Source organism: Sulfurospirillum halorespirans DSM 13726 (assembly GCF_001723605.1).
GTDB lineage: Bacteria > Campylobacterota > Campylobacteria > Campylobacterales > Sulfurospirillaceae > Sulfurospirillum > Sulfurospirillum halorespirans.
In genome coordinates this window covers 1,959,545-1,972,437 of sequence record NZ_CP017111.1, presented here as the reverse complement: position 1 = coordinate 1,972,437, position 12,893 = coordinate 1,959,545, and the positions used below count along the sequence as shown (strand labels likewise).

Here is a 12,893-nt window from a genome sequence, read left to right as displayed (position 1 = left end):
CAAGAGGTGTTAATAAATTATGAAAAAGGATCGTAACGATGTCACAACTTTTTGAACCAAGTAGAGCTTTAAGTAAAGAAGCCAGAATTAAAAATATGTGCGAATACAAAGAGCTCTGCATTCAAGCGGATGAGGATTTTGAAGGCTATTGGGATAAACTCGCACGCGAAAAAATCGAGTGGTTTAAACCCTATGATAGAGTCTTGAATGAGGATAACGCTCCATTTTACAAATGGTTCGAAGGTGGCAAATTAAACGTTACGCATCAGTGTTTAGGAAGACATCTAAAGACTCGCAAAAATAAAGCGGCGATTATTTGGGAGGGTGAGGATGGTAAGCGTCGCATTATCACCTATCTTCAACTTTTCTACCGTGTTAACCGCTTAGCGAACTTAATGCGCAATAAATTTGGCATCAAAAAAGGTGACCGTGTAGTGCTTTATATGCCAATGATTCCAGAAGCGGCTTTTGCAATGCTTGCATGTGCAAAAATTGGTGCGATTCACTCCGTTGTCTTTGGTGGATTCTCTGCTGAAGCATTACGTGATCGTATCCAAGATGCTGAGGCTAAGCTTGTCATTACTGCCGATGGTGCATTTCGTCGTGGTAAACCTTACATGTTAAAACCCGTTGTAGATGAAGCGCTGAGTGTCGGGTGTGAGAGTTGTGAAAAAGTACTGATCGTTCAGAGAAACTTTGAAGACATCGAATATGTTCCAGGACGTGACTATGTTTACAACGAGATCATCATGAACGAATCTCAGTATTGTGATCCTGAATGGATGGACTCAGAAGATCCATTGTTTCTCCTTTATACTTCAGGAAGTACTGGCAAACCAAAAGGTGTTCAACACGGAAGTGCTGGCTACATCCTTTGGGCACAATACACAATGGAACACGTTTTTGATGTGAAAGAAAATGATACGTTTTGGTGTACTGCGGACGTTGGCTGGATTACTGGGCATACGTACATCGTTTATGGACCACTCGCGATGGGTGCAACGACCATTATGTACGAAGGCGTTCCAACATTCCCCGATGTAGGCAGATGGTGGAGTATGATCGAAGAGCACCGTGTCAATCAGTTTTATACCGCTCCAACAGCGATTCGTTTGCTTCACAAGGAGGGTGCAGATGCTCCTTCAAAGTACGACCTAAGTTCTCTCAAAGTACTTGGAACCGTTGGTGAGCCGATCAATCCTGATGCGTGGATGTGGTACTATGAGCAAATTGGTAGAGGAAATTGTCCGATTGTGGATACATGGTGGCAAACAGAGACGGGTGGTCATATGATTACCCCACTTCCGGGTGCTACACCGATCAAACCTGGTTCGGCGACATTCCCACTTCCTGGCATTAAAGCCGAAATTATTGATGAGCACGGCAATCCAACACCCAAAGGTGAAAAAGGGTTCTTGTGTATCACGAAACCTTGGCCATCCATGATCCGCAATATCTGGGGTGATAGTGATCGTTTTGTGAAGTCGTATTTTGGCGACTGTAAAAAAGATGGCAAACCGGTTTACTTCTCGGGTGATGGCGCGATGTACGATGATGATGGTTACATTGTCATTACAGGGCGCACCGACGATGTTATCAACGTTTCAGGTCATAGAATTGGTACGGCTGAGATCGAAGCGGTTCTTGCTCACCATGAAAACGTTGCTGAAGTGGCTGTTGTCGGTCGTCCTGATCCGATCAAAGGCGAGGGAATTTTTGCCTATATTGTCATTAAGGGCGAAGATAGCTTAAGTGAAGAGGTGTATATGATCCAAGAGCTTAACAAGCTGATTGTTAAGGAAATTGGAAATATTGCCAAACTCGACGCGATCCGTTTCGTTCCGGGGCTTCCAAAAACCAGAAGCGGTAAGATCATGCGAAGAATTCTTCGCTCGATTGCGAAAAAAGAGCCGATTACCCAAGATATCTCCACGCTTGAAGATCCAAGCATCGTTGAGAAAATTCAAAATCTCATCGAATTTTAGACCTCCACAGCGGTTACATGTAACGTGTGACCGCTTCTTCTTTTTCTCTTCATTCACAGTGAAAATTTGCCCTTAAAATGTTATGATACTCAAACATATTACGATCAATTAGAGGAACATAACCTATGGCATTGCATATTATCAACCAACCGCAAGATCAAACCAAAGCTGTCAATGACGCCCTTGGCTATCCAAACTTAGAGACGATGATAAGCGTTCCTTTGGGCATTGGAGAGTTTTACGAAGCGTGCAAGGACTATCCGATTTTATTTACGAAAAATAAAGAAGGGGATTGGCTTGCCATCGCGTTACTTGGTTTTAACGATAAAAACGTCTATTTAGATGAGACGCATCGTTTTAAAAAAGGCAAATATCTTCCTGCATTTTTGAGACGTTATCCGTTTATTTTGGTTCAAAATGAGGGAAAAGAGGGCTTTTCTTTAGGTATTGAAGAAGAGGCTTTGGAAGCATTAAATGCCTCAAATCAACCAAGAGCGCTTTTTAAAGAGGACAAAACACCCAGTGATCTAACCAAAAACACGTTGGATTTTCTCATTCGTTTCCAAGGCGAATTGCAAGCGTGCAACGCTTTCATTAAAGAGTTAGAGACATGGGAGCTTTTGGTGGAAAAAAGTGCCACTGTTCTGGATGAAGAGGGTAAAACACATACCATCAATGGCTTTTTTACGCTCAATGAAGAAAAACTGAACCACCTAAGTGAGAAGAAAAAACTCGACATTTGCAAAAAAGGAGCGACCCCTTTTATGACAGCACATCTGATCTCGCTGAGCAATATCAGACGGCTGGGGTTGTAGGTTTTTAATATTAAAAGCGTTTACATGTAAAGATTTCACTCTTACATGTAAACGCGAATCTCCTTCTAATGCGGAGCCATTTTACTGCAAAACGTGGATGAAACACCTTGCGTGGCAAAGCGAACTCCCATATCAAACGCTTTTTCGCAATCTTTGGGAAACACATCTTTGCGCCTTTGGGCTTTGTGCGGTTCGCTAAAGGCGGTTACTTCGTATTTGGAGTAGTCTTTAAACTGATAGGTGTCGGTGACATAAAGCGCTTCAGAAGAGCCAAAAATACTGCCAAGTCTTTTTTCAAGACCACTAAGCGCTTCAACATAACCCCATTCTCGCATTCGTTTTTCATCTAAATTCATCGTGTACATCAACCCTATGGGTATTTTTCTGGAGAATAAAGAGGAGTAATTGACATCGTAAAGAGTGTATTGAAATGCCAAACGCTCAATAAAAGAGCGCATCATGCCGGTGATATTACCAAAGTAAATGGGTGAGCCTAAGAGAATGGCATCTGCTTCTCGTAGTTTTTCAAGAAGGGGTTTGAGCTCATCTTTGTGCGCGCATTTTCCATAGGATTTTCCGCTTTTGAGTTTACAGGCGAAGCAGCTCACACAGCCTTGATAGTTGAGGTCATAAAGGTGTATTAGCTCGGTTTGTGCCCCTTGTTTTGCTGCTCCTTCAAGGGCATTTTTAAGCAGGGTTGCGGTATTGGCATTTTTGCGTGGACTTCCATTGATGGCTACAACTTTCATATTAATTCCTTGTTACTATTTTGATATATAGATGTAGTGCTAGCAAAACGTACAAAATATACGCTAGCTGATTACGTTAACTGTGAAACGGACGTTGGCAACGCTATCATATTTGTAGCCTTTATAATCTCCTCAGCTGCTCCCTTTGGTGGCCAAATTCCTTTCTGATATAATTCTTGTCTCACGTTAAGTCGGAATTCAAAACTTTCATACGCGATGATATGCATTATACGAGCCGGTCCTTCCAAGGCGTACATGGCTATAATGACAGGCGAGATTTTTTGCCGTGCTGGCAAATCTTTTTCCCATGCATCTATGCTTTTTTTAATACCACCTACCGCAAGTTGATACTCTCTGAATTCGTATATTGGTCCTAATTGACCAATTTTTATCGGAGGCATAAAAGGAAATGGCATAAAGGATTCCACTTTAAATTCTTTTAACACATCGCCTATACCGAAAGGATTATTATCGAATAAGAATTTTTCCCTTTCAGCCAATATATCTCCTGCATTATCAAACTCTCGTAATACAAGCAAAGAATCAGGCCCAATAGAACCAATTTCAATTTTCCAACATCCTAGTAATCTCCCATTACTGTGTGATGTATTTTTATAGTTTAAAATACCTTCCACAGCTTTTTGTGTTCCCCAAAGATGCAAATGCATCGTTGTTAGTTCATAAATCATCTTTTTTCCTTTCGATAATTTTTTACGTCTTAGAGTATGAATATCTACTTGATTTCACAATGCTCTCAAATAGAAGTATAGAGCAATATATTATTTAAGTATAGAATGAACTTTTTAGTTATATACTAACCAAAAGGGAAGTAATGGAGCAAAAAATGGAAAAATTCAGCGATAAATACGAAAAATGTCCTATGTATTATGCGATGTCAATTCTTGAGGGAAAGTGGAAGTGGATTATTTTGTGGAAGATATCAGAATCCAAAGTCATACGCTACAATCGTTTAAAAGAGATGCTACAGCCCATCGCGCACAAAACGTTGAGTCAACAGCTCAAAGAGCTTGAGAGCCATAATATCATTCACAGAGAGCAGTACAACCAAGTGCCGCCCAAAGTAGAATACTCGCTCACTCCAGAGGGCGAAACGCTGATACCGATTTTAAGTTTGATGTATCAGTGGGGAAAAGAGCACATGAATCCAGCTGAAGCGCTTGATGGAGGAGCATGTTTAAGCTCTTAAATGAAGGTTACATGTAAAGCCAAATGACTTTACATGTAAAGATTTCTAGGAAACCATGGCGGAGTGAATCAGTGTTTCGTCATTTTCAAAATGAATCGTACAGTTACCTTTTACGGCAATCTCTTCGATGCTTTTTTCGTAGTTTCGATCCCTGTTATCGCCTTTGATGGAGATGGAAAAAATTGGGTATTTTTTGGTGTTAAAACGGATGTATTCACCTGTGATAAGCGATAAACGCGTTGTAATGACCGAAGAGGTAATGTGCGACTGGTAGACCTTGGTCAGCAGTTTCATAAAGTCTTCGACTTTAAGGCGAACATCGGGAAACGTGGGGTCAAACTCTTTTTTAAATTTGATCGTTGAGTTGGTGGAAGAGGCACTGATGCAAAGGTCTAAAAGGGCGTAGATGTTGACACTTTCGCCGTACTCTTCAACGTTCGCAAACTTCTTTGTAGCACTTTTGTACAGCTTGATCCCGATAGACGTCTCATCGTCATACCCTACTGTGATGGCGTAAAATTTGTACGAACTAAAGGCGATGTCGACGATGGTCGTTTTAAAACCATAGGTCATACTGGCATACGTTTGGGCAATGTCGAAGATTTTTTTATGGTTGACCTCACCAAGAAGGTATTGCGCTTCTTGGTTGAGGGAGATGATTTTGCCGGTGTTATCAAAAACAATGAAAGGATTGTAGTCGTGCTCAATCCACGCTTCTGCGAAACTACTCATGGACTAGCTCTCGATATAGTTTTTAAGTTTACGTCCAACTTTTGGATGTTTGAGCTTTTTAATCGCAGAACTCTCGATCTGACGGACACGCTCACGCGTCACATTAAGTTCTTTACCGATCTCTTCAAGCGTACGGTCGCTCTCATCGTGCATCAAACCAAAACGCATACGAATGACGGCTTTCTCACGATCATTGAGTTGATCCAGCACTTCATCAATTTGGTCTTTTAGATCCGATTTTAAGATGTGGTCGATTGGGGCGATAGAGCTTTTATCTTCAACGAAATCGCCAAATTTACCATCGTCTTCGTTACCAATAGGCGCTTCCAACGAAATGGGCTCTTTGGTGATTTTAATGACGTTTTTGACTTTATCGGCACTCAAACCCACTTCCAATGCAATGGTCTCGATGTCAGGCTCTTTGCCTTCTTCTTGAAGGTGTTTACGAATGATCTTATTGATACGATTAATCGTCTCGATCATGTGGATCGGAATACGAATCGTACGCGCTTGGTCGGCAATGGCACGTGAAATGGCTTGTCTGATCCACCATGTCGCGTAGGTTGAAAATTTGTACCCTTTTTTGTACTCAAATTTATCGACCGCTTTCATCAAACCGATGTTGCCTTCTTGAATCAAATCCAAAAATGGCAAGCCTCTGTTGGTGTAACGTTTTGCGATGGAAACCACCAGACGAAGGTTACTTTTTGCCATACGCGTTTTAGACTCATCGGCAATTTTTTTACCCCGTTTGATCTGCTCTAAAACCTCTTTGAGTTTCTCAGGATCAAGATCAAACCCTTGTTTGCTGGCTTCTTTCGTTTGGAAAAGCTTTTTGATCTCCATGTAGGTCGAAACCATCGTCGCTTCAGGAACCATGGTCGTGATGTCTTCTTTGGTAAGATCAACAATGTTGGTTAAAAGTTTAACGTGATTTTCTCTAAGAGTGTCGTTAAAAAGGGGTAAACGGTACTCTAAACGTTTAAGTTCTTTATCGAACTCAAAGTCACTTTTAAGTGCTGTTTCCATCGATTTTACAAGCTCGTTAATCAACTTACTGGTAGGTCCAAGATCCATGAGTGCGTCTTTAAGCAGTTTCTTTTTGTACGCCAACCCAAGATCGTAGTTCATCATTTCTTCAGCATCATCCAAGTTCTCTTCAGGTGGTCTGGTGAGACTTTTGAGCCAATCTTTTTTCGCTTTTTCAAGTGATTTAAAGCTTTCGATAACTTTTTCAGTTCTCGTGTTGTCTTTTTTAGAGAAAGTTTTTTTTTCTTCACCTTCTTCACCTTCTTCTTCGTCAAACTCTTCTTCATCATCGCCATCGTCGCTGTCATCTTCAAAGGTTTTAAAAAGCTCTTTGACACGACGCTCGCGGTTAATGAGCGCTTCTTTGTAGTCTAGAATAAAGTCGATAAGATACGGAACGGAACAGAACGCATCGATGATGATGTCTTCACCAAATTCGATTTTTTTGCTGATGTCGATCTCTTCATCTTTGGTTAAAAGTGAGATTTGTCCCATTTCACGAAGATACATTCTAACAGGGCTATCACTGCGTGACCACTCTAAAAGCTCTTTTTCGCTCGCAAGATCAAACTCTTCCTCTAAGGCGTCGTCTTTGATTTTTTGGCGCTCTTCTTCGCGTCTTCGCGCCTCTTCTTTATTGCGCATTTTGGCAATTTCAGCTGAAGAGATGAGGGTAACTTTGTATTTTTCTAAAAGGCTCATCAGTTTTTTGACGTTTGCAGGGGTAGGTGGCTTTACAAAAAGATCCATGACATTTTCGTAAGTGACGTATGCTTTTTCGTTTTCTGCAAAAAGTTCTTCTAATGCGGTATAGAGTTCTTTTGAAGCCATAAGTGTGACTCTCCTTGAGTAAGGTGTATGGAGGTGGAAATTTCTTGTTTTCTTTAATAAAAGATGTGGATTATACCGAGTTTTCTTTTAAATGACGTTAAAAAATTATTTTGGTAAAGTGGAACGGGAGTTGCTTCAAGTAAGGAAAGATTTTAAAAACAGCGGGAAAAACAATGCAAAGTAGCTACTACAGCGTTACCGGAGCGATGGTCACTCAGTTTAATAAACTCGACCTCATCTCCAATAACCTTGCCAATTTAAATACCACCGCCTTCAAAAGAGACGATGTCGTTGTCGGAGATTTTAAACGTATTTTTCAAGAATACAAAGATGAGATGCCGATTAAAGACAACACCAAAGAGGCGAGTAAGTTTATGAATGCCGTGGGTGTCAGAGTGCCTCAAGTGGTTGAAGAGTATGTGAAGTACCAACAAGGTGGCATTAAACGAACAGGAAATGCGTTGGATCTTGCACTGAAACGTGAAGATGCTTTTTTTATGGTGGAAACCCCTAATGGTATTCGCTTGACCCAAAATGGCGCGTTTACGCTCAATTCTGAGGGCGTTTTAACGACAAAAGAGGGCTATCCTGTTTTACCAGCGACCTATTTTCAAAATCAGCAGTACATCACCATTCCTGATGATGGAGAATTTAGAGTCGATAAAGCGGGTGGCGTTTACAACAGAGAAGATCAAATAGGCAATCTCATGATCGTGCAAAGTGATGACATTAAATCATTGCTCAAAGAAGGTGCAAGTTTTTATACCTTTAAAAGTACCGATGAGTTAACGCAACTGGAAGATGGAAATCTGATAGAACAAGGTTTTTTAGAGACCAGCAATATCAATCCTGTGACGGAAATGGTTGGGCTCATTGAGACCAATCGTATGGTGGAAATATACCAAAAAGTGATGAAATCGCACATGAACGATCTCAACTCAGAAGCCATCTCAAAACTTGCCTCGACCAAAGCATAAAAAAATAAGGAATAACACATGATACGATCACTTTACACAGCAGCAACGGGTATGATCGCGCAACAAACGCAGATCGATACCACCACAAACAATATTTCAAACGTAAATACCATTGGCTATAAAAAACAGCGCGCTGAGTTTGCAGACTTGATGTACCAAACCATGACCTACGCAGGAACATCCACCAGTGGAACATCGTCTTCACCTACGGGAATCGAAATCGGTCTGGGTGTTCGCCCAACAGCGATTGCAAAGCAGTTCACACAAGGTAACTTTAAAGAGACCGGTAACTCGTTGGATATGGCAATTACGGGAAATGGTTTTTTTCAAATCGAGCTTCCTGATGGCACGACAGGTTATACGCGAAATGGTTCGTTTAAACTTGATGGAGATGGCAATATCGTCAACAGCGATGGGTATCAACTTATCCCAAATATCGTTATTCCTGAGGATGCAACAGAGGTTAACATCAGCGTTGATGGTATTGTCTCGGTTTTACAATCGGGTCAAACTGCAACGACAGAGATTGGTCAGATCGAGCTTGCCAACTTTATCAACCCCGCAGGTCTTCACTCTTTGGGCGATAACAATTATATCAACACCACCGCTTCAGGCGATCCTATCTTGGATACTCCCGGCTTAAATGGTCTTGGACAAGTGAGACAACAATTTGTTGAGATGAGTAACGTCGAACTTGTCGATGAGATGACCGATCTTATCATCGGGCAAAGGGCGTATGAGGCGAACTCAAAAGCCATTACGACCAGTGATGAGATGCTTCAAACCGTCAACGCACTCAAATCATAATATACTATGCTCATTTTTATACCGTTTTTGATCGTAATCGCGCTGATTGTCGCGATCGATCAACTCTATTTTAGTGATGCAACGCCTAAAGAGAGTGCTTCTAAAAAAGAGCTACAGCAAAAATCAAGCGATGCGAATGCCACCCAAAAGTATTTGGATCGCTATATCAAAAAATAATCTTTACATGTAAAAGAAGACGTATGAATTTTTTGGCTATTTTGAAACTTACGATTCCTGTTATGATGGGCTACATTCCCCTTGGCATGGCGTTTGGTCTGCTGCTTTCAAAGCTTCTTATTCCGTGGTATTATGCTTTTTTTATGAGTGCTTTTATCTTTGCAGGTTCGGGTCAGTTTTTAGTGCTCACTCTTTTTGCCTCACAAGCAACGATTTTGGAAATTGGCATCGCCACCTTCTTGCTCAACCTTCGCCACACCTTTTACGGGCTTTCGATGATTTCAACCTTTAAACATTTTTCATGGAAGAAGCATTACCTCATTTTTGGACTGACCGATGAGACGTTTGCGCTGTTAAAAACCACGGAAGTGCCTGAAGGCAACCGTGAGAGAGCGTACCTGCTGATTACCTTTTTAAATCAATGTTATTGGATTGTAGGCAGTGTGATGGGCGCGATGCTGGGTAACATTTTGCCATTTAATTACGAGGGCATTGAGTTCTCTTTAACGGCTCTGTTTGTGGTACTTTCCATTGAGCTGTATAAGAAAAACAGACTGCATAAGCCCTTTTTTGTGGCACTGATTATCGGGTTGTTTGGCATGGTGCTGTTTCCACCGCAAAAGATGCTGATTTTATCGCTGTGTGCGGCGGCATTTGTGTTGATCGTTTTTAAGAGGAGTATGGAAAATGGAAAGTAGTTACCTCATCGGAAGTATCGCCGTTGCGGCTGTTTTAACCTATGTAACGCGCATCATCCCGTTTTTACTCTTTCGTACACGCGAGCCTTCGCCCCTGATTAAATACATTGAACTCAATATGCCGCTCATGATTATGGTCATTTTGGTCTTTTACGCGCTGAAAGATGTGAAGTGGGAAAGTTATCCGTATGGTTTAGCCGAAATTATTGGTGTCAGTGTTGCGATTGCTTTACATGTAAAGTTTAAAAACGCCCTTTTGAGCATTTTTGTCGCAACACTAACGTATATGATTTTAATTCAAAAGGTACTTTAAGCTTTTTTGACAAACTCCGATTTAAGCCCCATCGCGCCAATGCCATCGACTTTACAGTCCAAATTATGGTCGCTCTCGTAATTTAAACGGATATTTTTCACTTTGGTTCCACCTTTGATGACCGCAGAGGAGCCTTTGAGTTTCAAATCTTTAATCAGCACAACCGTGTCACCATCGCTTAAAATTGCGCCATGCGCATCTTTGATGCTTGCCGCAGACTCTTCGTTTGTCGTAGCATCTTTAGACCACTCATGAGCACATTCAGGGCAGATAATCATCTCGCCATCTTCGTAGGTATATTCACAGTTACATTTTGGACAAGCAGGTAATTGCATGATACTCTCTCTTAATGATTTCTTTTTAGTATGCCAAAACTCGTCTCAAAAAGAGATTAGAGTTTTTACAAAACTCAATTTGCAAGAAGTAAAAGCACCAAGGGTGCGTGGGCTTTCTGCCGAAGAAAACCTAGTGTTAACGTAGCTTTTAAAGCTTTGCTTTAAAAGCGTGTTGTAGAGTAACTCTATTAGTGGTTTATGATACGCGGGAATTCGCGGTCTCTTTCATAGCGTTTCATCTTCTCTTCGTAACGATCAATCGCACTTTGCATATCGCGGGCAAATTCGTAGTCGATAATATAATCTTTTTGGTTTACATGTAAGGTTTGCATCCCTTGCAATGCTGCGTCATACAGCAATGCTTCCTTGATCGTTTCGGCATTTCCATTGGTCAAACGACGAATATCATGCCCCAAACCCGTCACCCACAAATCCATAAATTCGACCCGAAATGGCAAGACTTTGCCCCACGTTTGCTCCACTAAAACACTGTTTTTCAGTGAAAACTCATGAAACATAATCGTGTCGCGATCAGGATCGTAGACCGCAATAATTTGGTTAGGCGCAGGACTCAAAACAGGGTTGATGGTTGCTAAATTGACCTCTTTTGGAGCACAACCGCTGAGCATCAATGTTGCGAACAGAAGGATAGTCGTCATAAGAGTACGCATAAAAAGTCCTTACATGTAAAAACGAGATATGCTATTGTACATTAGAAATGTTAATAAGACTTTGTGGGAAAGAAGCCCCTATACGAAGGGCTTCTTAGAAATTATAGGGCAAAGAGGTCGCTAAATTCGTTGAAATTCATCGCTTCAAGGCTTGCTTGATTTTCACACGCTTTTTCTATAGTTGCACACTGTTTTGGGCTAAGTCTGCCTGCTAGGTTGTGTTTGAATTTTGAGATTAAAAGTGGGATTCCATCTTTTCGTCTCCTCTTATGTCCTATTGGGTATTCGACTTCGACTTTCTCGCTTTTGCTACCATTTTTGTAAAAGATTTGTACGGCATTGGCGATGGAGCGTTTGTCGGCTTCAAGGTACTCTTTGGTGTAACGCGCATCGACAACGACTTCCATTTTATCACGAAGTTTATCGACACGAGGATCGTTGGCATACAGATCTTCGTAGTGTTCTGCGATCAAATTGCCATGAATCAGCGGAATCGCCACCATGTACTGAATGCAGTGGTCACGATCGGCTGGGTTGGCAAGAGGACCTACTTTATTGATGATGCGGTGACCTGACTCTTGTGTCGTAATGACGATTTTTTCAATTGCATCAAGCTTATCTTTGACTTCATTGTGAAGTTTTACGGCACACTCAACAGCGGTTTGGGCATGAAATTCGGCTGGGAAGCTGATTTTAAACAGCACTTGCTCCATCACATAGCTTCCAAAAGGTTGTGGAATGGTGAGTTTCTTACCGCCCATCTTGACATCTTCATACCCCCAGAATTTTGCACTGAGCGCTGAGGGGTAACCCATTTCACCTGCAAGTGCTTTAAGCGCTAAATTCACCCCTCGACTGCTCGCATCGCCTGCTGCCCATGATTTACGAGAGCCCGTATTAGGCGCATGGCGGTAACAACGAAGCGCCCCACCATCAACCCATGCATGTGAAACGGCATTTCTGATCTCTTCAAATGTGCCTCCCAGCATTGCAGCAGCAACCGCCGTGGATGCCACACGGACTAAAAGCACGTGATCCATTCCCTCTTTGTTGAAGCAGTTTTCAAGCGCTAAAATACCTTGAATTTCATGCGCTTTGATCATCGCGGTTAAAATGTCTTTGACTTTAAGAGGCGCTTTTCCCTCGCTGATATTGCGACGGCTGATGTAATCGCCCACTGCCCAAATAGCGCCTAGATTATCACTCGGATGTCCCCATTCCGCCGCTAACCATGTGTCATTAAAATCAAGCCATCGAACCATCGCACCCACGTTAAACGCAGCACGTTCTGGGTCAAGTTGGTAGGAAGTTCCTGGTACTTTTGCACCCAAATGTGGCATCGAAGCGCCTGGAACGACGGGTCCTAAAAGTTTGGTACATTGTGGAAATTTCAGGGCTAAAAGTCCACATCCTAGCGTATCCATTAAACAGTAACGCGCTGTCTCATAGGCATCATCGCTTTTGATGCTAAATTCTGAAGCGTAACGTGCAATGTCGGTTAAAAGGGGGTCAAACTCGGGTCGCTTGGTATCTAAAATACCCATATCTGTACTCATAGTGTTCCTTT

General features: G+C 41.8%; 15 protein-coding genes. 8 read left to right on the top strand and 7 right to left on the bottom strand.

What is annotated here, in order from left to right:
* Window positions 1–38: 38 nt before the first annotated feature.
* Both acs and SHALO_RS09815 read left to right on the top strand, forming a co-directional pair.
* Window positions 39–1,985, top strand: coding sequence for an acetate--CoA ligase (gene acs, locus SHALO_RS09820; RefSeq protein ID WP_069478374.1), 1,947 nt, complete (start codon window positions 39–41; stop codon window positions 1,983–1,985).
* Between the two features lie 125 nt (window positions 1,986–2,110).
* Window positions 2,111–2,800, top strand: a complete 690-nt coding sequence (locus SHALO_RS09815; RefSeq protein ID WP_069478373.1) for a SapC family protein — start codon at window positions 2,111–2,113, stop codon at window positions 2,798–2,800.
* Between the two features lie 65 nt (window positions 2,801–2,865).
* On the opposite strand, the gene SHALO_RS09810 is transcribed toward SHALO_RS09815, so the two are convergent.
* Together SHALO_RS09810 and SHALO_RS09805 are read right to left on the bottom strand one after the other, a co-directional pair.
* Complete coding sequence (locus SHALO_RS09810) at window positions 2,866–3,549, bottom strand: flavodoxin family protein (protein WP_069478372.1); 684 nt, start codon at window positions 3,547–3,549, stop codon at window positions 2,866–2,868.
* A gap of 71 nt (window positions 3,550–3,620) precedes the next feature.
* Window positions 3,621–4,238 carry an NIPSNAP family protein gene (locus SHALO_RS09805; protein WP_069478371.1) on the bottom strand — a complete coding sequence of 206 codons (618 nt, stop codon included), beginning with the start codon at window positions 4,236–4,238 and terminating at the stop codon, window positions 3,621–3,623.
* Window positions 4,239–4,381: 143 nt separating this feature from the next.
* Here SHALO_RS09805 and SHALO_RS09800 point away from each other — a divergent pair, with 143 nt between their 5' ends.
* Window positions 4,382–4,756, top strand: coding sequence for a winged helix-turn-helix transcriptional regulator (locus SHALO_RS09800; protein ID WP_238585231.1), 375 nt, complete (start codon window positions 4,382–4,384; stop codon window positions 4,754–4,756).
* Between the two features lie 45 nt (window positions 4,757–4,801).
* Here the strand turns inward: SHALO_RS09800 and SHALO_RS09795 are convergent, their stop codons facing one another.
* A complete protein-coding gene (locus SHALO_RS09795; RefSeq protein ID WP_025345310.1) occupies window positions 4,802–5,488 on the bottom strand; it encodes a hypothetical protein in 687 nt (228 codons plus the stop codon).
* A gap of 3 nt (window positions 5,489–5,491) precedes the next feature.
* A complete protein-coding gene (gene rpoD / locus SHALO_RS09790) occupies window positions 5,492–7,348 on the bottom strand; it encodes an RNA polymerase sigma factor RpoD (RefSeq protein ID WP_069478370.1) in 1,857 nt (618 codons plus the stop codon).
* Between the two features lie 173 nt (window positions 7,349–7,521).
* Between rpoD and SHALO_RS09785 the strand changes: the two genes are divergently transcribed.
* Genes SHALO_RS09785 through SHALO_RS09770 form a run of 5 tightly spaced genes read left to right on the top strand, consistent with a single transcriptional unit; the run spans window position 7,522 to window position 10,320 of the window.
* Window positions 7,522–8,325, top strand: coding sequence for a flagellar hook-basal body protein (locus SHALO_RS09785; protein ID WP_069478369.1), 804 nt, complete (start codon window positions 7,522–7,524; stop codon window positions 8,323–8,325).
* 18 nt (window positions 8,326–8,343) lie between these two features.
* The gene (flgG, locus tag SHALO_RS09780) at window positions 8,344–9,132 is read left to right on the top strand and encodes a flagellar basal-body rod protein FlgG (protein ID WP_069478368.1); all 789 of its coding nucleotides are present in this window, start codon (window positions 8,344–8,346) and stop codon (window positions 9,130–9,132) included.
* Between the two features lie 6 nt (window positions 9,133–9,138).
* Window positions 9,139–9,309: a hypothetical protein gene (locus tag SHALO_RS15390; protein ID WP_168156751.1), complete on the top strand. Its 171-nt coding sequence runs from the start codon at window positions 9,139–9,141 to the stop codon at window positions 9,307–9,309.
* Between the two features lie 23 nt (window positions 9,310–9,332).
* Entirely contained in the window at window positions 9,333–10,007 is a 675-nt protein-coding gene (locus SHALO_RS09775) for an AzlC family ABC transporter permease (RefSeq protein ID WP_069478367.1), read from the top strand.
* Entirely contained in the window at window positions 9,997–10,320 is a 324-nt protein-coding gene (locus tag SHALO_RS09770) for a branched-chain amino acid transporter permease (RefSeq protein WP_069478366.1), read from the top strand. Before SHALO_RS09775 ends, SHALO_RS09770 begins: the two co-directional genes overlap by 11 nt.
* Here SHALO_RS09770 and SHALO_RS09765 read toward each other — a convergent pair.
* From SHALO_RS09765 to prpD, 3 genes are all read right to left on the bottom strand, one after another.
* Window positions 10,317–10,658: a zinc ribbon domain-containing protein YjdM gene (locus SHALO_RS09765; RefSeq protein WP_145923253.1), complete on the bottom strand. Its 342-nt coding sequence runs from the start codon at window positions 10,656–10,658 to the stop codon at window positions 10,317–10,319. The two genes, SHALO_RS09770 and SHALO_RS09765, sit on opposite strands and share 4 nt — an antisense overlap.
* Window positions 10,659–10,843: 185 nt before the next feature.
* Window positions 10,844–11,326 carry a YajG family lipoprotein gene (locus SHALO_RS09760; RefSeq protein ID WP_145923252.1) on the bottom strand — a complete coding sequence of 161 codons (483 nt, stop codon included), beginning with the start codon at window positions 11,324–11,326 and terminating at the stop codon, window positions 10,844–10,846.
* Window positions 11,327–11,427: 101 nt separating this feature from the next.
* Window positions 11,428–12,882, bottom strand: coding sequence for a 2-methylcitrate dehydratase (prpD, locus tag SHALO_RS09755; protein ID WP_069478364.1), 1,455 nt, complete (start codon window positions 12,880–12,882; stop codon window positions 11,428–11,430).
* Window positions 12,883–12,893 lie beyond the last annotated feature (11 nt).